The organism is Burkholderia sp. A9 (genome assembly GCF_000801975.1).
The window spans coordinates 74,482-94,131 of sequence record NZ_JSZN01000007.1 but is presented as its reverse complement, the minus strand read 5'-3'; the positions used below and the strand labels follow the sequence as shown (position 1 = coordinate 94,131).

The 19,650-nt window shown below is 67.4% G+C and carries 17 protein-coding genes; 14 read left to right on the top strand and 3 right to left on the bottom strand.

Features of this window, described 5'->3' with window-relative positions:
• The first annotated feature begins 452 nt into the window (after window positions 1-452).
• The 12 genes from PI86_RS04175 to PI86_RS04120 all read left to right on the top strand — a co-directional run bounded on the left by PI86_RS04175 (window position 453) and on the right by PI86_RS04120 (window position 13,737).
• A complete protein-coding gene (locus PI86_RS04175) occupies window positions 453-2,498 on the top strand; it encodes a FimV/HubP family polar landmark protein (RefSeq protein WP_039319025.1) in 2,046 nt (681 codons plus the stop codon).
• Entirely contained in the window at window positions 2,498-3,310 is an 813-nt protein-coding gene (truA, locus tag PI86_RS04170) for a tRNA pseudouridine(38-40) synthase TruA (RefSeq protein WP_014899954.1), read from the top strand. The genes PI86_RS04175 and truA overlap by 1 nt, the downstream gene beginning before the upstream one ends.
• Window positions 3,307-4,008, top strand: coding sequence for a phosphoribosylanthranilate isomerase (locus tag PI86_RS04165; RefSeq protein WP_039319020.1), 702 nt, complete (start codon window positions 3,307-3,309; stop codon window positions 4,006-4,008). Before truA ends, PI86_RS04165 begins: the two co-directional genes overlap by 4 nt.
• Window positions 4,009-4,063: 55 nt before the next feature.
• A complete protein-coding gene (trpB, locus tag PI86_RS04160; protein WP_014899952.1) occupies window positions 4,064-5,257 on the top strand; it encodes a tryptophan synthase subunit beta in 1,194 nt (397 codons plus the stop codon).
• A 9-nt stretch (window positions 5,258-5,266) separates the two neighbouring features.
• Window positions 5,267-6,118 (top strand): DNA-methyltransferase, encoded by an 852-nt coding sequence (locus PI86_RS04155; RefSeq protein WP_039319018.1) that lies wholly within the window; start codon window positions 5,267-5,269, stop codon window positions 6,116-6,118.
• Window positions 6,119-6,159: 41 nt separating this feature from the next.
• Window positions 6,160-6,978: a tryptophan synthase subunit alpha gene (trpA, locus tag PI86_RS04150; RefSeq protein ID WP_039319015.1), complete on the top strand. Its 819-nt coding sequence runs from the start codon at window positions 6,160-6,162 to the stop codon at window positions 6,976-6,978.
• Between the two features lie 64 nt (window positions 6,979-7,042).
• A complete protein-coding gene (accD, locus tag PI86_RS04145; protein ID WP_039319013.1) occupies window positions 7,043-7,915 on the top strand; it encodes an acetyl-CoA carboxylase, carboxyltransferase subunit beta in 873 nt (290 codons plus the stop codon).
• A gap of 100 nt (window positions 7,916-8,015) precedes the next feature.
• Entirely contained in the window at window positions 8,016-9,326 is a 1,311-nt protein-coding gene (folC, locus tag PI86_RS04140) for a bifunctional tetrahydrofolate synthase/dihydrofolate synthase (RefSeq protein WP_014899948.1), read from the top strand.
• A gap of 29 nt (window positions 9,327-9,355) precedes the next feature.
• Complete coding sequence (locus PI86_RS04135) at window positions 9,356-10,207, top strand: SPOR domain-containing protein (RefSeq protein ID WP_039319010.1); 852 nt, start codon at window positions 9,356-9,358, stop codon at window positions 10,205-10,207.
• A gap of 6 nt (window positions 10,208-10,213) precedes the next feature.
• Window positions 10,214-10,708, top strand: a complete 495-nt coding sequence (locus PI86_RS04130; RefSeq protein WP_039319008.1) for a CvpA family protein — start codon at window positions 10,214-10,216, stop codon at window positions 10,706-10,708.
• 52 nt (window positions 10,709-10,760) lie between these two features.
• A complete protein-coding gene (gene purF / locus PI86_RS04125) occupies window positions 10,761-12,293 on the top strand; it encodes an amidophosphoribosyltransferase (protein WP_039319005.1) in 1,533 nt (510 codons plus the stop codon).
• 253 nt (window positions 12,294-12,546) lie between these two features.
• Entirely contained in the window at window positions 12,547-13,737 is a 1,191-nt protein-coding gene (locus PI86_RS04120) for an O-succinylhomoserine sulfhydrylase (RefSeq protein ID WP_039319002.1), read from the top strand.
• Between the two features lie 108 nt (window positions 13,738-13,845).
• Here the strand turns inward: PI86_RS04120 and PI86_RS04115 are convergent, their stop codons facing one another.
• The 3 genes from PI86_RS04115 to PI86_RS04105 are packed head-to-tail and all read right to left on the bottom strand — an operon-like array spanning window position 13,846 to window position 16,950.
• Complete coding sequence (locus PI86_RS04115) at window positions 13,846-14,817, bottom strand: NAD-dependent epimerase/dehydratase family protein (protein WP_039319001.1); 972 nt, start codon at window positions 14,815-14,817, stop codon at window positions 13,846-13,848.
• Window positions 14,804-15,850, bottom strand: a complete 1,047-nt coding sequence (gene gmd / locus PI86_RS04110) for a GDP-mannose 4,6-dehydratase (RefSeq protein WP_039318997.1) — start codon at window positions 15,848-15,850, stop codon at window positions 14,804-14,806. The genes PI86_RS04115 and gmd overlap by 14 nt, the downstream gene beginning before the upstream one ends.
• A 35-nt stretch (window positions 15,851-15,885) precedes the next feature.
• Window positions 15,886-16,950, bottom strand: coding sequence for an acyltransferase family protein (locus PI86_RS04105; protein WP_039318994.1), 1,065 nt, complete (start codon window positions 16,948-16,950; stop codon window positions 15,886-15,888).
• A gap of 185 nt (window positions 16,951-17,135) precedes the next feature.
• Here PI86_RS04105 and PI86_RS17285 point away from each other — a divergent pair, with 185 nt between their 5' ends.
• Entirely contained in the window at window positions 17,136-17,339 is a 204-nt protein-coding gene (locus tag PI86_RS17285; protein WP_161792352.1) for a hypothetical protein, read from the top strand.
• A 106-nt stretch (window positions 17,340-17,445) separates the two neighbouring features.
• Window positions 17,446-19,638, top strand: coding sequence for a hypothetical protein (locus tag PI86_RS04100; protein ID WP_039318991.1), 2,193 nt, complete (start codon window positions 17,446-17,448; stop codon window positions 19,636-19,638).
• Window positions 19,639-19,650 lie beyond the last annotated feature (12 nt).

Below are 19,650 nucleotides of genomic sequence, written 5' to 3'. Positions count from 1 at the left end.
GCGGGCGAGAAGGCTCCGGCTACTTGCGCGGCCCTGGCCTGCTGCCCGGATCGAATCCTGTGACACGCGCAGAGGATGCGATGCGCAGCACACGAGCGCCGATTCATTCCCGGCGGCGTGTTCTGGTCGCGATTTTCATCAATCGATGCCCCGTTTTTGATAATACTGCCGCGTGCGATTCATGATGCCGATCGGCGCGACAGTCGCGCGGTCCGCCTGCCGGCAGCCCGGCACGGTCGCCGGTTGCGTCGCTGCACGGGCATGGCCGGCCACGATCGCCGGCGACGAATTCGGCCCGAACCCGATCGTGTGAAGTAAACTACGCGGTTACGACGCGCAGAGGCGCCGAAAGCGTCGCGTTCTGCGCGACGCTTTTGCATTTCTGCGGCGACTTTATTGACGCTTCCCTACGCGAATCCGAGCCGCGCCCGCGCGCGGCGATAGAGCCTACGATGTCCCGAATTTCCTTGTTTCCGCGTCTGTCCCGTCTGTCGCGCGCCGTGCGTGGTGCGCTGGCGATCCTGGCGCTCGGCGCGGCCGCATCGGCCTGGGCGGCCGGTGCCGGAGAACTGCCGGCATCCGCCACAGGCGGCCCCGCTCCGCTTGCCGTTACGGTCCAGCCGGGCCAGTCGTTGAACGATCTCGCGAAAGCAGCCACGCAGTCGCACGACCCGGGTGTGCTCGCGCGCGCTGGCCGCGCACTGTTCGACGCCAATCCGCAGGCGTTCATGAAGCGCGACCCGAACCGCCTGAAGCCCGGCGTGACGCTGACGGTGCCCGCGCTCGACGCGACGGGCGCGGCACTCGTGCCGGCCGGAGCGTCCGCAGCATCCGGTACATCGGCCGCTGCCGCGGCGGTCGCCGCGCCGGGCGCGTCCGTGGCCGCGCAGCATGGTGCGTCCGCGCCGCATGCGGGGTCGGCCGTGCAAACCGGGCCGGCTGCATCGGTCACGCATCCGGCAGCCGTGAGCGGCGCGAGCGCAGCGGCGGCGGCAGGTGCGTCCGCTTCGACCGGTGCGTCGGGCGCGCATGGCGCGTCGTCGGTCGCGACCGTTCAGCCGGTGGCACCGGGTGCCGGCGACGGCGGGCCGCACGAATGGAGTGGCGCGATCCAGTCCGCCCCGTCGTCCGCGAGCGAGGCTGCTGCGCAGCCCGCACCGGGCGGTCTGGTGCAGGGCGGGCACGCACCGTCCGCTGCGGCATCCGTCGTGGGCGCGTCGCAGCCGCGGCCGTCGAGCCTGCAGCAATTACTGGCACTGCAGAACCGCGTGCTGATGGAACTGCAGAAGCACGGGATCGGCAAGCCTGCCGCGACCGGCAACATGACACCCGCACCGGCAGCGACACCCGCCGCCCCGCGCCCGGCCGCGCCCGACGCAGTTGCATCTGCCGCCGCGTCGTCGGCCGCGAGCGAAGCGGCGTCCGGCGTGGTCGCCAGCGCGGTGCAGCCGGCATCGGCGCCTGTGCAGTCGGCCGTGCCCGTCACGGCGACGCCGCCCGCGCGCGGTTCCGATCAGATCGACTGGCGCCCGGCCGCAGCGGCCGGCGCGGCCGTGGTGGTTCTCGCGGCCGGGTTCGCGTGGCGCAAGCGCCGGAAAGCGCGGCCTGCCGATGCGGTTGCGTCTGAGTCTGCTGATGCGGCGGCGGCCGATGCCGGCGCATCGTCGTCGTCCGTCGAGCCGTTGCCGCCGATCCTGCCCGAGACGCCGGTTGCCCGAGACGCGGCCGCCGACGTGAGTCTCGTCGCGGCCATCGCGGCAGCGGCAGAGACGGTCGATACGCGCGATGCCGATGCGTCGTCGTCGCCGGAAGCGGTGAAGCCGCACGACGATCAAGCGGAAGCGCCGTCCGCGCACGCCGCGTTGGAGCGCGACTCGGCGCCGGTGCCGCACGACTTGGCGCCCGTCGCGGCAACGGCCGCCGGCGAGCCGGTCGAAGCGCCTGCTGCAACCGATGCCCAGCACGCGGTGCTGATGCAGAACGCGATCAGCGCGCTCAACAGCCTCGACATGCCGCTGCCGCCGCGTATCGCGGACGAGTCTGCCGCGCAGGAAGGGCAGGCCGAAAGCGGGAAAATTGCAACTAACGGTCAATCCGCGCCACGCCGGCCCGTCGGCGCGAGCTATCTGCCCCCGGAACACCCGGCCGACCATGACGACGAGTTCGACTGGGACCCGGACGCGGCAACGCCGGCGTCGCACGAGGGCGGTTCGTCTGCGCTGTCGTCGCTGCCGCCGCTCGGCGGTGCGCAGTTCGGCGCGTTGAAGCTGGATTTCGATCTCGACCTGCCTGCCACGCCGGATGCCGTGTTGCCCGCGCTGACGCCGGCCGAGCTCGTGCGCATTGCGCGCAACAAGCTGGATCTCGCGTCCGAGTATGTCGAGCTGGGCGACCTGTCCGGCGCGCGCACGCTGCTGCAGGAAGTGGTCGACGCGAACGACGCCGCGACGCGCGACGATGCGCGTGCGCTGCTCGCGAAACTGGCGGAACAGGCGTGATGCGAATCGCGCTGGGGGTTCAGTACGACGGCGCCGCGTTCTGCGGCTGGCAGGCGCAGCCGCACGGCAAGACCGTGCAGGACGCGCTCGAGCACGCGCTCGGCGAATTCGCGTGCGTGCCGCTGCACACCACGGTTGCGGGACGGACCGACACGGGCGTGCACGGGCTCGGGCAGGTCGTGCACTTCGACACCGACCTCGACCGCGAGGATTTCTCGTGGGTGCGCGGCACCAACGCGTTCTTGCCGTCGACCGTGTCCGTCCAGTGGGCCAAGCCGATGCCGGACACGTTCCATGCGCGTTTCGCGGCGTTCGAGCGCACCTATTACTACGCGCTGTATGTGCACCCCGTGCGCTCGCCGATGCTGGCCGGCCGGGCGGGCTGGATCCACACGCCGCTCGACGACGACGCGATGCGTGCCGCCGCCGCGCACCTGATCGGCGAGCACGACTTCTCGTCGTTCCGGTCGTCGGAATGCCAGTCGAAGACGCCGGTCAAACACCTGTACCAGATCGACGTGCGGCGCGCGGGCCACTTTATTCATTTCCGCTTCCGCGCGAATGCGTTCCTGCACCATATGGTGCGCAACCTGATGGGCTGCCTCGTCGCGGTCGGGCGCGGCCGCTATCCGGCGGACTGGATCGTCGACGTGCTGGCCGGGCGCGATCGCAAGCTCGCCGCGCCCACGTTCATGGCCGACGGGCTGTATCTTGCCCATGTCGGCTACCCGGCGGAATTCGCCGTCCCGCCCGCGCAGCTCGGCAGCGTGCCGTGGAGCAGCGTCTGGGCCGACCTGGACCCACAACCATGACGGATCACGCCGTGTCTCCTTCGACTCCCGCCGCGGCCGGCCTCGCGCCGCGCACGCGCATCAAGCTGTGCGGCCTGTCGCGCCCCGAGGACGTGCTGCACGCGGCGGCACTCGGCGCCGATGCGATCGGCCTCGTGTTCTACTCGAAGAGCCCGCGCGCGGTCTCGATCGCGCAGGCGGCCGAGCTCGCGCGCCTCGCGCCGCCGTTCGTATCGGTGGTCGGACTGTTTGTGAACGCGACCGAAGCCGAGCTCGAAGCGGTCGTGCGCGACGTGCCGCTCACGGTGCTGCAATTCCATGGTGACGAGACGCCCGAGCAGTGCGAGGCGCTCGGCCGCGCGGCGCGCCTGCCGTGGTTGCGCGCGGTGCGCGTCGGCCCCTCGACGCAGCCGGCCGATTTGGTAGAATCAGCTCTTCATTATTCGAAAGCACGCGGCCTCCTGTACGACACTCTGGTGCCGGACTACGGCGGTAGCGGCAAGGTCTTCGATTGGTCTCTTATTCCCGCAGAGCTCGCGCATCGGGCCGTTTTGAGTGGTGGCTTGAACGCGCAAAACGTCGGTGATGCGATCCGCCAGTTGCGCCCGTTTGCTGTCGATGTCTCGAGCGGCATCGAAGTGGAGGGTGCGAAGGGCGTGAAGGATCACGCCCGGATGGCGGCGTTCGTACGCGCGGTGCGCGCAGCGGACGCCGAGTGATGCAAGAAGGTGCGGCCCCGACAGCGGGGCGCGCCGACCGATCGAGAGTGACACCATGTACAACCTTCCTGATGATCGCGGCCACTTCGGCCCGTATGGCGGCGTATTCGTCGCCGAGACGCTGATTCACGCGCTGGACGAACTGCGCACGGCGTATGAAAAATTCCGGAACGACCCCGATTTCGTCGCGGAATACGAGCGCGAACTGAAGTACTTCGTCGGCCGTCCGTCGCCGATCTATCACGCGCAGCGCTGGAGCGAGATGCTCGGCGGCGCGCAGATCTACCTGAAGCGCGAGGACCTGAACCACACCGGCGCGCACAAGATCAACAACGTGATCGGCCAGGCGCTGCTCGCGAAGCGGATGGGCAAGAAGCGCGTGATCGCCGAGACCGGCGCCGGCCAGCACGGCGTCGCGACGGCGACGATCTGCGCCCGCTTCGGGATGGAGTGCATCGTCTACATGGGCGCCGAGGACGTGCGCCGCCAGGCCGCGAACGTCTACCGGATGAAGTTGCTCGGCGCGACGGTCGTGCCGGTCGAATCGGGTTCGCGCACGCTGAAGGATGCGCTGAACGAAGCGATGCGCGACTGGGTCACGAACATCGAGAGCACGTTCTACATCATCGGCACGGTCGCGGGTCCGCATCCGTACCCGGCGATGGTGCGTGACTTCCAGCGCGTGATCGGCGACGAGTGCAAGGTGCAGATGCCTGAACTCGCCGGCCGTCAGCCGGACGCGGTGATTGCGTGCGTCGGCGGCGGCTCGAACGCGATGGGCATCTTCTATCCGTACATCGACGATGCGTCGGTGCAGCTGATCGGCGTCGAAGCGGCCGGCGACGGCCTCGACACCGGCCGTCACGCGGCATCGCTGATCGCCGGCAGCCCCGGCGTGCTGCACGGCAACCGCACCTACCTGCTGCAGGACGACAACGGCCAGATCATCGAGACGCATTCGGTGTCGGCAGGCCTCGACTATCCGGGCGTCGGCCCCGAACACGCATGGCTGAAGGACAGCGGCCGCGCGCAATACGTGCCGATCACCGACGAGGAAGCGCTGAAGGCGTTCCACGACTGCTGCCGGATCGAGGGGATCATCCCCGCGCTCGAGTCGAGCCACGCGATCGCGTATGGCGTGAAGCTCGCGCCGACGTTGCCGAAGGACAAGATCCTGCTCGTCAACCTGTCGGGCCGCGGCGACAAGGACATGCACACGGTCGCCGAGCGATCGGGCCTCACGCTCTGACCCCGACCGATGCGTGACCTGATCGAACAGCCGGGCGGCGGCGCCGCGAGCGAAGCGGGGGCGGGGCAGCCTGCCGTCGCCGTGCCGCGCGCACTGCCGCCCGGGATCGAACTGCACAACCGCGATTTCATGACCGAAGCCGCGCGCCTGCCGGATGCGTCGATCGACCTGATCGTCGCCGATCCGCCGTACGGGCTCGGCAAGGACTACGGCAACGACTCGGACAAGCGTTCGGGCGACGATTTCCTCGCGTGGACGCGCGAGTGGCTCGAGCTCGCGGTTCCGAAGCTGAAGCCGAGCGGGTCGATGTACATCTTCTGCACATGGCAGTACGCGCCGGAAATCTTCAGTTTCCTGAAGACGAAGCTCACGATGGTCAACGAGATCATCTGGGACCGGCGCGTGCCGAGCATGGGCGGCACGACGCGCCGTTTCACGTCGGTGCACGACAACATCGGCTTTTTCGCGGTTTCCAGGGCGTATTACTTCGATCTCGATCCAGTCCGCATCCCGTACGACGCCGATACGAAGAAGGCCCGCTCGCGCAAGCTGTTCGAAGGCAGCAAGTGGCTGGAGATGGGCTACAACCCGAAGGACGTCTGGTCGGTCTCGCGCCTGCATCGGCAGCACGCGGAGCGCGTCGATCATCCGACCCAGAAGCCGCTGGAAATCATTGAGCGGATGGTGCTCGCGAGCTGCCCGCCGGGCGGTCGCGTGCTCGATCCGTTCATGGGCAGCGGCACGACCGCGGTGGCCTGCGCACGGCAGGGGCGCGACTTCGTCGGCTACGAGATCAACGAAAGTTATTGCGCGATCGCGCACGAGCGCGTGAACGCGCTCGCCACGCCGGCGTGCGCGTGAGTCGCGCCGCCGCAGTGCCGATCGCATCAAGGAAAATTGCCATGTCCTCCCGTATCCAGCAGACCTTCGCCGCACTCGCCGAACAAGGCCGTAAGGGCCTGATCCCGTTCATCACGGCCGGCGATCCCGATCCCGCGAAGACCGTCGAGTTCATGCACGCGCTCGCCGAAGGCGGCGCCGACGTGATCGAGCTCGGCGTGCCGTTCTCGGACCCGATGGCCGACGGCCCGGTGATCCAGCGCTCGTCGGAACGCGCGCTCGCGCGCGGCGTCACGCTGAAGAGCGTGCTCGCCGACGTGAAGCGCTTCCGCGAGACCGACCCGAAAACCCCCGTCGTGCTGATGGGCTATGCGAACCCGATCGAGCGCATGGGCGTCGACACGTTCGCGACCGAAGCGCAGGCGGCCGGTGTCGACGGCGTGCTCGTCGTCGACTATCCGCCCGAGGAAGCGGGCGTGTTCGCCGAGAAAATGCGCGCCGCGCAGATCGATCCGATCTTCCTGCTCGCGCCGACGTCGACCGACGAACGCATCGCCGACGTGGGCAAGATCGCGAGCGGCTACGTGTATTACGTGTCGCTCAAGGGCGTGACCGGCGCCGGAAATCTGGATGTTTCGAGCATTGCGGGTAAAATCCCGGCCATCAAGTCGCGCGTGCCGGTTCCGGTGGGCGTCGGCTTCGGCATCCGCGACGCAGAAACGGCGCGCGCAGTGGCCGAAGTGTCGGACGCCGTCGTGATCGGCAGCCGCCTGGTGCAGCTGCTCGAGAGCGCCGCGCCGGAGGGTGCCGCCGCCGCGCTGAAGACTTTCATCGCCGAGCTGCGCGCCGCCCTGGACGGCGCCGGCAACACGGCGCGATAAACACAACACAGGAAGCGGGAACGGGCCGGTCGGCCCGCCCCGCCACGGAACAGGAAACCATACGATGAGCTGGCTCGACAAACTGTTGCCGCCGAAGATCAAGCAGACCGACCCGAAAAGCCGCAAGGGCATTCCGGAAGGCCTGTGGGTCAAGTGCCCGTCCTGCGAGGCCGTGCTGTACCGCAACGACGTGGACGCGAACCTGCACGTGTGCCCGAAGTGCGATCACCACATGCGCATCGGTGCACGCGAGCGTCTCGACGGGTTGCTCGATCCCGAAGGCCGCTATGAAATCGGCCAGGAAATCGTGCCCGTCGACTCGCTGAAGTTCAAGGACAGCCGCAAGTACCCCGATCGTTTGAAGGAAGCGATGGACGAGACGGGCGAGACCGACGCGATGGTCGTGATGGGCGGGGCGATCCACACGCTGCCCGTCGTCGCGGCCTGCTTCGAGTTCTCGTTCATGGGCGGCTCGATGGGTTCGGTCGTCGGCGAGCGCTTCGCGCGCGGCGCGCAGAATGCGCTGGAGCAGCACGTGCCGTTCATCTGCTTCACGGCGTCGGGCGGCGCACGGATGCAGGAAAGCCTGCTGTCGCTGATGCAGATGGCGAAGACCACCGCGATGCTGACCAAGCTGGCCGAAGCCAAGCTGCCGTTCATCTCGGTGCTGACCGACCCGACGATGGGCGGTGTGTCGGCGAGCTTCGCGTTCCTTGGCGACGTCGTGATCGCCGAGCCGAAGGCGCTGATCGGCTTCGCCGGCCCGCGCGTGATCGAGCAGACGGTTCGCGAGAAGCTGCCGGAAGGTTTCCAGCGCGCCGAATTCCTGGTGAAGACGGGCGCGGTCGACATGATCGTCGACCGCCGCAAGATGCGCGACGAGATCGCGCAGCTGCTCGCGCTGCTGCAGCGACAGCCGGCCGACGCGCTGGCCTGATTGGCGCGACGTTGTGAACTGCGCGCGTCGCCCGGCTGAACCGCCGGGCGGCGCGTTTCGTTTTTTGGCGTAGTGGCGGTACCGATTCAGATTTGATCCGATGAGCACTTTTCCCACTCTCGACGCGTGGCTTTCGCATCTCGAACGCGCGCACCCGGTCGGCATCGACATGGGCCTCACCCGTATCGGGCAGGTCAAGGCGGCGCTGCAGCTCGAATTCGCGTGCCCCGTGATCACGGTCGGCGGCACGAACGGCAAAGGCTCGACCTGCGCGTTCCTCGAGGCGATCCTGGTTCATGCGGGTTACAAGGTCGGCTGCCACACGTCGCCGCACCTGCTCGAATTCAGCGAGCGCGCGCGCGTGAACGGGCAGCAGGTCAGCGATGCCGAGCTGCTGCCGCACTTCGAAGCCGTCGAAGCCGCGCGCACGTCGCTGCCCGAGCCGGTCTCGCTCACGTACTTCGAATTCACGACGCTCGCGATCCTGCACCTGTTCGCGTCGCGCGGGCTCGACGCGGTGATCCTCGAAGTCGGCCTCGGCGGCCGGCTCGACGCGGTCAACATCATCGATACCGATTGCGCGATCGTCACGAGCATCGACATCGATCACACCGAATACCTTGGCGATACGCGCGAGAAGATCGCGTTCGAGAAGGCGGGGATCTTCCGCGCGGGCAAGCCGGCGATCTGCGGCGATCCCGCGGTGCCGAACACGCTGGTCGACCATGCCGCCGCGATCGGTGCCGACCTGTGGCTGGTCGGCCGCGATTTCCGCTATGAAGCGCAGCCGGGCGCGGAGCGCCAGCAATGGAGCTACCTCGGCCGCGACAAGCGCTATCCGGCGCTCGCCTATCCGGCACTGCGCGGCGCGAATCAGCTGATCAATGCATCGGCCGCGCTGGCCGCGCTCGAGGCGCTGCGCCCGGTGCTGCCGGTGTCCGCGCAGGACATCCGGCTCGGGCTCGCGAACGTCGAGCTGCCCGGCCGCTTCCAGGTGCTGCCCGGCAAGCCGGCGATCGTGCTGGACGTCGCACATAACCCGCATGCGGCGGCCGTGCTCGAGCAGAACCTCGGCAACATGGGCTTCTTCCCGTACACCTACGCGGTGTTCGGCGCGATGCACGACAAGGACATCGACGGCGTGCTGCGGCACCTGAAGGGCGAGATCGACCACTGGTGCGTGACCGACCTGCCGCTGCCGCGCGCGGCGAGCGCGGAGCAACTCGAAGCCGCGCTGCGCAAGGCCGGCGTGGAGGAGGGGGCCGATTCGAGCGTGACCCGGTTCGCGTCGCCCGCCGAAGCATTTCGAGATGCACTAAAAAGAGCATCCGAGAATGATAGAATCGTGGTTTTCGGCAGTTTCCATACGGTGGCAGGTGTGATGGCCTACCGGAAATCGCAGCAACACTGACTGACGGGCAGTTTCGGACTCAGCCATTCATGGGAATTTTCTCGTTCGGCAAGAAAGACGACGACGCGCCCACTCGGCGCGGCGGTCGTACCGGGGCCTCCCGGAACGTGCGCACGGAGCGCACAGAACGCGTCGAGCGACGCACGCGCCGCACCGAGCGTCCGGAATCGGACGCACTGCTCCTCGATCCGACCCTTCCAGAAAAGCAACGCGCACGCCGGCGTCTCGTCGGCGCGATCGCGCTCGTCGTTGCCGCCGTGATCGTGCTGCCGATGGTGCTCGATTCGCACCCGAAGCCGGTCACCGACGATATCGCCATCGATATTCCGAACCGGCCCGCGCATCAGGCGGTCGCGCCGCGTGACGACGACGCGTCCGACGTGCAGGCCGGCGTCGCGCACGACGAACCGCCGGCGTCCGATGTCGCCGTGGCGGCCGTTCCGGCGCCCGTAGCGAAGGATGCAGCCAAGCCGGCCGCGAAGCCCGATGCGTCGACCTCGACGAACTCGACGACCACGGCAAGCGTGACGCCGCCGAAGCCCGCAGCGAAGCCGGCCGCCCCCGCGGCGAAGCCGGTTGCGCCGAAGCCGGCGCCGGCGGTGGTCGCGAATGCCGACGCCGCGACCGACAGCGGCGACGCATCGTCGCCGGCATCGCCGGCCGGTGCGCGCTTCGCGGTGCAGCTCGGTTCGTTCAAGGACGACACGACGGCGCGTTCGTGGGCCACCAAGTTGAAATCGGCGGGCGTGCCCGCATATGTCGAGCATAGCAAGCAGGCTGACGGCAGCACCGCTACACTGCTGCGTGCCGGCCCGTTCGCGGATCGTGCGGCGGCATCCGCCGCGATCGCGAAGGTGCGCGAAGCCGGACTCACGCAGTAACGTGCGATGCTGACGGCTTTCGACTACGCTGTATTGGCGGTGATCGCGTTGTCTGCGCTACGTGGCGCGTGGCGCGGCTTCGTCTCCGAGATTTTCGGGCTGATCGGCTGGATCGCGGCGGTCGTGATCGCGGCCCGCTTTGTCGGACTGGTCGTGCCTTACATTCCGGCGAACTGGCCGGGCGGCGCGCTGACACAGTGGGTGATCGCGTTCGCGTTGATCGTGATCGGCGTCGTGTTCGTCGCGGGCGTTGCGAACGCGCTGTTGTCGCGGATCGCGCAGGCGACGGGCCTCGGCGGGGTCGATCGCTCGCTGGGCATGATGTTCGGGCTCGTCCGCGGCTGCGTGCTGGTGGTGTTGCTGGTCGCGGCGGCCGGGCTGACCGATTTGCCCAAACAGGATTTCTGGCGCAATGCGCTATTGCGTCCTTTCGCCGAGCAGGGCGTGCACGAGCTGAAGCAGCTCCTGCCCGACGGCATGGCCCAGTACGTGCGCGTTTGACGACGCGAGCCGGGCAGGACGGAACCGATTTTGTCATCTTGAAGGACATGCCATGTGCGGCATCGTAGGTGTTATCTCCCAATCCCCGGTCAATCAGCTGATCTATGACAGCCTGCTGCTGCTGCAGCATCGCGGTCAGGACGCAGCGGGCATCGCGACGGCGGACGGCAGCAATTTCCACATGTACAAGGCGAACGGCATGGTGCGCGACGTGTTCCGCACGCGCAACATGCGCAGCCTGCCCGGCACCTACGGCATCGGCCAGGTCCGCTATCCGACGGCCGGCTCGGCGTCGAACGAAGCCGAGGCGCAGCCGTTCTACGTGAACGCGCCGTTCGGGATCATCCTCGCGCACAACGGCAACCTGACGAACTGGGAGCAGCTGAAGGACGAGATGTTCCGGATCGATCGCCGGCACCTCAATACCAACTCCGACAGCGAAGTGCTGCTCAACGTGCTCGCGCACGAGTTGCAGCTGTCGACGACGGGCCTCGAGCTCGATCCGGCCGCGGTGTTCAAGGCCGTCGCCGGCGCGCATCGCCGCCTGCAGGGCTCGTACGCGATCGTGTCGCTGATTGCCGGTTACGGCCTGCTCGCGTTCCGCGATCCGTTCGGCATCCGCCCGCTCTGCATCGGCAAGCTCGAGACCGAACACGGCACCGAATGGATGGTCGCGTCGGAGTCGGTGGCGGTCGAAGGCATCGGTTTCGAATTCGTGCGCGACTTGCAGCCGGGCGAAGCGATCTTCATCGACAAGGCCGGCAACTTCCACAGCCAGCAGTGCGCGGAGAACCCGACGCTGAATCCGTGCATGTTCGAATACGTGTATCTCGCGCGTCCGGACTCGTGCCTCGACGGCGTGCCCGTCTACAACGTGCGCCTGCGCATGGGCGACTACCTCGCCGAGAAGATCAAGCGCGAGCTGCCGAACGTGCCGATCGACGTCGTGATGCCGATTCCCGATTCGTCGCGACCGGCCGCGATGCAGGTCGCCGCGAAGCTCGGCGTCGAGTATCGCGAAGGCTTCTTCAAGAACCGCTACGTCGGCCGCACCTTCATCATGCCGGGCCAGGCGGTGCGCAAGAAGTCGGTGCGCCAGAAGCTCAATGCGATGAGCATCGAGTTCAAGGACAAGCACGTGCTGATCGTCGACGACTCGATCGTGCGCGGCACGACCTCGCACGAGATCGTCCAGATGGCGCGCGATGCGGGCGCGAAGTCGGTGATCTTCGCGTCGGCGGCGCCGCCCGTGAAGTTCCCGAACGTGTACGGCATCGACATGCCGACGCGCGGCGAGCTGGTTGCACACGGCCGCACCGACGAGGAAGTCGCGAAGATCATCGGCGCCGACCACCTGATCTATCAGGACGTCGACGATCTGCGCCGCGCGGTGCGCGACATCAACCCGAAGCTCGAGGGCTTCGAGGCGTCGTGCTTCGACGGCAACTACATCACCGGCGCCGTGACGCCCGAGTATCTCGACGCGATCGAGCGCGCACGCCTCGCACCGGCGTCGCAGGCCGATCGCGACGCGGCCAGCGACACCGCCGTGTCGCAGATGAACCTGCAGCTGTCGGTCGAGTAATGCCGGCGCACGCTTCGAATGAAGCGTGATAGGATGTGGCCTTGCGTCGATTTGATTCAGCTTGCGGACGCGGGGCGACTTCCCAAAACAGCTAAAGCGAAGGCCGGCGGCAGCCGGCCCGAGTCGATCGCTGTCGCATGTCGTACCGCACCGAAGCCCGCTGATGCCGACGCATAGCGGGCTTTTTGTTTTTTGGCCTGGTTTTGATCTGGCCTGCGCAACGCGCGTGGCCATCGGATACGGAAAACGGAACATGGACGACTCCCTCAACTTCGACACGCTTGCCGTGCGCGCAGGCACGCTGCGCAGCGACTTCAACGAGCACTCGGAAGCGCTGTTCCTCACGTCGAGTTTCTGCTTCTCGAGCGCGGCCGACGCGGCCGAGCGCTTCGCGAACTCGGAAGACTACTTCACCTATTCGCGCTTCACGAACCCGACCGTCACCATGTTCCAGGAGCGTCTCGCGGCGCTCGAGGGCGGCGAGGCCTGTATCGCGACGGCGTCGGGGATGGCCGCGATCATGTCGGTCGTGATGGCCGCGCTGCAGGCCGGCGACCACCTCGTCAGCTCGCGCAGCCTGTTCGGCTCGACGCTCGGGATGTTCTCGCAGATCTTCAGCAAGTTCGGGATCACCACGACCTTCGTCGACCCGACCGACCTGAACGCGTGGCAGGAAGCCGTGCGGCCTGAAACGAAGATGTTCTTCCTCGAGACGCCGTCGAACCCGCTGACCGAACTCGCCGACATCGAGGCGATCGGCAAGATCGCGAAGGCCGCGAACGCGCTGTTCGTCGTCGACAACTGTTTCTGCAGCCCGGTGCTGCAGCAGCCGCTGAAGCTCGGCGCGGATGTCGTGATGCACTCGGCGACGAAATTCCTCGACGGCCAGGGCCGCGTGCTCGGCGGCGCGCTGGTCGGCTCGAAGGAATTCATCATGGGCAAGGTGTTCCCGTTCGTGCGCAGCGCGGGCCCGACGCTGTCGGCGTTCAACGCGTGGGTGTTGCTGAAGGGGATGGAGACGCTGTCGCTGCGCGTCGAGAAGCAATCGGCGAACGCGCTGGAAATCGCGCGCTGGCTCGATGCGCATCCGGCCGTCGCGCGCGTGTTTCATCCGGGCCTCGAATCGCACCCGCAGCACGAACTCGCGAAGCGCCAGCAGAAGGCGGGCGGGGCGATCGTGTCGTTCGAGCTGAAGGGCGACACGCCCGAGCAGCAGCGCGCGAACGCGTGGCGCGTGATCGACAACACGAAGCTGATCTCGATCACCGGCAACCTCGGCGACACGCGTACGACCATTACGCATCCGGCGACCACCACGCACGGCCGCATCACGCCGGAAGCGCGCGCAGCAGCGGGGATCAGCGAAGGGCTGATCCGCTTGTCGGTCGGCCTGGAGGATGCGGGTGACCTGCGCAAGGATCTCGCGCGCGGGCTGGAAGGCTGAGCGCGGCACGTCACGCCTGTCGTGACGTGATCCGACGTGACGATGGACGAAGGGCCGTTCGCGCAAGCGAACGGCCCTTCGTGTTTTGTACCCATGAATTCGCCGGGCTTACGCCGTGCGATGTCCGTTCGCGTGCGTGTCGTTGCGCATCGCGTCGACCATCCACCGTAGCGTGTCGTCGAGCGGCGTGACGGGCAAATCGCCCACCGCGCGCCGCAGCTTGTCGCGCGACCCGGAGAGGCTTTTCACTTCGTTGTGCCGAACGAAGCGCGGATCGATCGTCACGTCGATCACGTAACCGGCGATGCGCGACAGCATCGCCAGCACTTCCTTCAGCGAATACGCGCGCTCCGCGCAGACGTTGAACGTCTCGCCGGCCGGCGCGGTTTCGAGCAGCTTCAGATACGCGGCCGTCACGTCGCGCACGTCGGAGAAGTCGCGGCTCACGTCGAGATTGCCAAGCGAGATCCGCGGCGCGTTGCGCGCGTAGTGCGCGACGAGCTTCGGCAGCAGGTACGCATCGCTCTGGCCGACACCCGTGTAGTTGAACGGCCGCGCGATCACGATCGGCAGCCGGTCGGCCCACAGCTTCGCCGCATATTCCATCGCGAGCTTGCTGACCGCGTAGTCGTTCGCCGGGGCCGGCGCGACGGTTTCGTCGAGCACGCCGGCCGTCGAATTGCCGTAGATGTTCGCACTGCTTGCCAGCAGCACCGCCGAAGGGCGGTGGTCGAGGCCCGCGAGCGCGGCCAGCAGGTTGCGCGTGCCGGCGATGTTGATCGCGTAGGTCTGAGACGGCTCATCCTGTGCGACATGCGCGCGCGCGGCGAGATGCACGACCGCATCGGGCCGCGCGTCGGCGGCGGCCGCACGCATGGCTTCGGCGTCCAGCAGGTCGACGGGCAGCAGCGTGCAGTGCGCGAACGCCGGATCGTCGGGCCGCGGCGCGCCGGGCGCCACAGTGCCCCACACATCGTAGCCGGCCGCGTGCAGGCGCTGCGCCATGTAGCGGCCGGTGAAGCCCGTCAGGCCCGTGACGAACGCACGGCGCGACGGGCGGCCGGCTTCAGAACGTGTCATGGTGACGATTCCGCGTCAGGTCCGCCTCGACCATCATCTGGCAAAGCTGCTCGAGCGTGGTTTCCGGCGCCCAGCCGAGTTTGCTTTTGGCCTTGTCCGCGCAGCCGATCAGCAGGTCGACTTCGGCGGGGCGGTAGAACTTCGGGTTCACTTCGACGAGCACGTTGCCGTTCGATGCGTCGATGCCGCGTTCCTGCTCGCCCTTGCCGGTCCATTCGATCTGGTAGCCGGCGGCCGCGAATGCCATCCGCACGAAGTCGCGCACGGTCTCGGTGCGGTTGGTGGCGAGGACGTAGGTGTCGGGCTCGTCGACCTGCAGCATCCGCCACATCCCTTCGACATATTCGAGCGCGAAGCCCCAGTCGCGCTTCGCGTCCAGGTTGCCGAGCTCGAGCCTGGTCGCCTTGCCGAGCTTGATCTTCGCGACGGTGTCGGTGATCTTGCGGGTGACGAACTCGCGGCCGCGCAGCGGCGATTCGTGGTTGAACAGGATCCCGCTGCAGCCGAACAGGTCGTAAGACTCGCGGTAGTTCACGGTCATCCAGTGCGCGTACAGCTTCGCGACGCCGTATGGGCTGCGCGGGTAGAACGCGGTCGTTTCCGTCTGCGGGATTGACTGCACCTTGCCGAACATCTCGGACGTCGACGCCTGGTAGAAGCGCGTCTTCGGGCTCACGACGCGGATTGCCTCGAGCAGGTTCAGCGGGCCGAGGCCCGTCACTTCGGCGGTCGTCGCCGGCTGGTCGAACGACACGCCGACGAAGCTCTGCGCGGCCAGGTTGTACAGCTCGTCGGGCTGCGTGCGTTCGAGCAGCCGCAGGCTCGAGCCAGCGTCCGTCAGGTCGTGCTCGACGAGCGAGAGGTTCGGGTGCGTGTCGACGCCGAGCTCGGCGATGCGCCAGAAGTTCACCGAGCTGGTGCGGCGATAGGTGCCGGTGACTTCGTAGCCCTTGTCGAGCAGCAGCTTGGTCAGGTAGGCACCGTCCTGCCCCGTGATCCCCGTGATGATGGCCTTCTTGCGAGTTTGGCTCATGGCAATGTCCTGGTCGAAACGATAGATTGAGAAAGTCAGGCGGTCGTGCGGGCGGCGGCCGGCAACGTGCTGCGCGCGGGGCCGCGCGTCAGGCGTCGTTCGAAGCCGTACCAGCTCAGGGTGGCGTACGCGAGCGTGATCGCGAGTGCGAGCGCGGCCGTGACGAAGCGGTTCAGGTGCAGCAGCCACAGCGCGTACAGCACGCTCAGGTGGATCAGGTAGACGGTGTAGCTGACGGTGCCCACGTAGACGAGCAGCGGATTCGTCAGCACGCGCTGCACGAGGCCGCGTCCGCGCAGCGCGATCACGACGATCGACGTGCACAGCAGCAGCGAGATGCTGTAGAGCGCGGCGTTCGACAGCGGCGTGTTCGCCGCGCGGAAACGCGGGAACGACAGGTGTAGCCAGCCGAGGATCGCGAGCGACACCAGCGCGCCGACGATCGCGAGCGGGTAGAACGGCTCCAGCGCGCGCCGGTCGCGACGCAGCACGATCGCGAGCAGCGCGCCCGCGGCCAGCAGGTCCATCCGGAACGGCGTCAGGTAGTAGATCGGCCAGAACGAATCGAACCACGGCGTCGCGATCGCGCGCAGCACGGGAGCGGCGACGATCAGCGCGGCGGCGATCCACAGCAGCACGCGCTCCGAACACCACAGCACGACGAACGGCCAGAAGATGTAGAACTGCTCCTCGACCGCGAGCGACCACAGCACGTTCAGGCTGTCGTGGCCAATGCTGCCGAGCGACAGCCCGATGTTGGTCGAGAAGAACGCGAACCACGGCCAGTGCGGCAGCCAGCTCGCGCCGAACAGCAGCGTCGACACGACCAGCAGCAGCACGTACGGCGGCAGGATCCGGCGCACGCGGCGCGCGTAGAAGTGGCTGAAGTACGACTGCCCGCGCGCCTTGCGATCGAGCAGGATGCCGGTGATCAGCAGGCCGCTCAGCACGAAGAACAGGTCGACGCCCATCCAGAGAGGTGCCTTCAGCGCGTGTTGCAGGAACACCGCGCCGACGGCGATCGCGCGCAGCCCGTCGAGCTGCACGATGCGGCCGTGTTGCGGCGGGGCGAGGTCGGCGGTGCGTGAGATGCCCGTCATCGCGCTACCCCTTCGCGACGCGCGGCCGATGCCGTGGCGCGCCGCGCATCCGATGCGTGAACGTAATGCATGCGTTTAAATGAAATATTGAATCGAAATCGATTCTAGGGAAAAGAAATCGGCAAAAAAACGCATGTCATTTATCCGCTTGAAAACCTTCAAATCCCGATCGTTTCAATCACGACATGAAAGGTTTGCAGGCCGGGCGCCGCGATGGGCGGGGTGGAGCGGCATTTTCTACGGATCGCCGCGTGAAAGGCGGTCGATATTGCCGCTTCGGCAGGTTTATTTCACGCCGTTCCGGCGCGATATCTCAGGCGGAAACATCCCCAAATATTTCCAAATTTCTTGTGATTATTTTTGCTTGTAACCTGCATCGCGACGTTTGAAACCCATTTAGCGACAGGTCACCCGGGCAGGCAATCCGCCACCACGGCACCGGTCGCTTCCGCATCAAGTCTGGAGAGCGCATTGCGACGTCCGATTCTGATTGGCATGACGATATGCGCGGCGCTGACGGCGAGCGCCGCACCGGCTGAAACCGTGTTGCCCGCGACCACATCGTGGATCGGCAACACGTCCGGCTATGGCGACGGCAGCTGGACGCAGATCGACATCCGTGCGATTGCGGTGACGCCCGACGGCAAGGTGTATACGAATGCGCCGTGGGACGAGAGCGGCGCCGAGGCGAGCGTCTACCAGGACGGGAAGATGCTCGGCTTCGCCGGCGGCACGCACGGCTGGGGTAACCTCGGCGGCAACGCGGTCGCGGTGAACAGCAAGTACGCATACGTCGCGATCGGCGTCGGCAACGAGCGCGGCCACCTGCAGTCTCCCGGCATCTGGCCGGACAAGGGCAAGCAGTGGTTCGGCATCTCGCGGCGCACGATCGGCGACATGAAGCAGCCCGCGCCGTTCCGCGCGGCGCCGCAGGTCGCGCCCGGCGGGCGCGCCGATGCCGGCCGCGCGCGGATGGCAGCGAGCTTCATGATGGTCAACGAGGTGCCGGCCCCCGCACGCTCGGAAGTGGGCGACGCGAAGGCGGAAGTGGGCGGCCTCGCGGCCGACGACAAGACGCTGTTCGCGACGAATCCGTCGCATGACGCGGTGGACGTGTACGACGCCGAGACGATGCAGAAGAAGGGCACGTGGAGCGAGCACGAGCCGGGCCGCATCGCGCTTGCCGGCGACGGCACGCTGTGGCTGCTCACCGATACGCTCAGCGGGCCCGCGCATCTCGTGCACGTGCGCGCGGACGGCCGCAAGCTCGACGACGCGCCCGCGTTGCCCGACGGCACCGAGGCGGTGGACGTGGCGGTCGACCCGAAAGGGCGCGTGCTGGTCGCGGACAACGGTCAACGCCAGCAGGTGCTGATTTTCTCGAAAGGCGGCAAGGGTTATGCGCCGTCCGGCACGCTCGGCGAGCGCGGCGGCATCTTCGCGGGCCCGGTGCCGGGCCGCCCGGGGCCGCAGCGCTTCAACGGGCTGACGGGCGTGGGTGTCGATCGCGCGGGCAACGTGTACGTGTCGATGAACGGCATCGGGCCGCGTCACGACACGATCGGCGCGGGGCTCGGCGCGGTGCTCGAAAGCTACACGCCCGAAGGCAAGCTGCGCTGGCAGGTGCAGGGGCTGCTGTTCGTCGACGGCGCGTGGCTCGATCCCGCGCGGCCGAACAGCGTGTACACGGGCAACAAGCGCTTCGAGCTCGATCTGTCGAAGCCGCCCGGCCAGGACTGGAAATACGCCGGCTTCCTGTCGAACCGCTTCAAGTATCCGGACGATCCCGTATTCCACACGGACCAGTATCCCGGCATGCCGTTCGCGCGGCGCGTCGACGGCCGCACGTTCCTGTACCTGACCGACATGTATGCCGATCACCTGAAGATCTACCGCTTCGATGCGAAGCGCGACGGTGAGGTCGCAGTCCCGTCGGGCCTGATCGCGGGCCGCGCGCGGCCGGTCGACAAGGTGCCGAACAAGCCGCCGGGCGGCGACTGGATCTGGCGCGACGCGAACGGCAACGGCCGGCTCGACGAGGACGAGTTCACGACCAACTCGACCGGCAAGGCGAAGGCGGGCGGCTGGGGCTGGTGGGTCGACACGAAGGGCGACATCTGGCGCACGAGCGACGTGCGCGGGATTCACCGCTTCAGCTACGGCGGTGTCGACAAGGCCGGCAACCCGATCTACTCGTACGACAAGGTCACCACCTATCCGATGCCGCAGCCGTTCACGCAGCTGCGCCGCGCGATCTACGAGCCGCAGACGGACACGCTGTACGTGACGGGCTACACGGCCGACGCGCCGCCGCAGCCGGGCATCAACAAGGAAGTCGGCCGCGTGCTGGTGCGCTTCGACAAGTGGTCGACCGGCTCGCCGGTGGTGCGCTACACGGTCGCGTTGCCGTGGCAGCTCGACGCGAAGCCGATTTTCGACCTGATCGGGATCACGGTCGAGGGCCGCTACATCTTCACGGTGGAGCCGGTCGGCAAGATCCACGTGTACGACAAGGAAACCGGCAAGGAAGTCGGCGTGATGAGTCCGGGCGCGGAGGTCGGCAAGGCGTCGGGCTGGGTCGACGTGCCGTTCGGCATCAGCGCGTTCCGGCGCGAGAACGGCGAATACCTGGTGTTCGTCGAGGAAGACGCACGCGGCAAGGTGCTCATGTACCGCTGGAAACCGTAACGGGCCCATGGG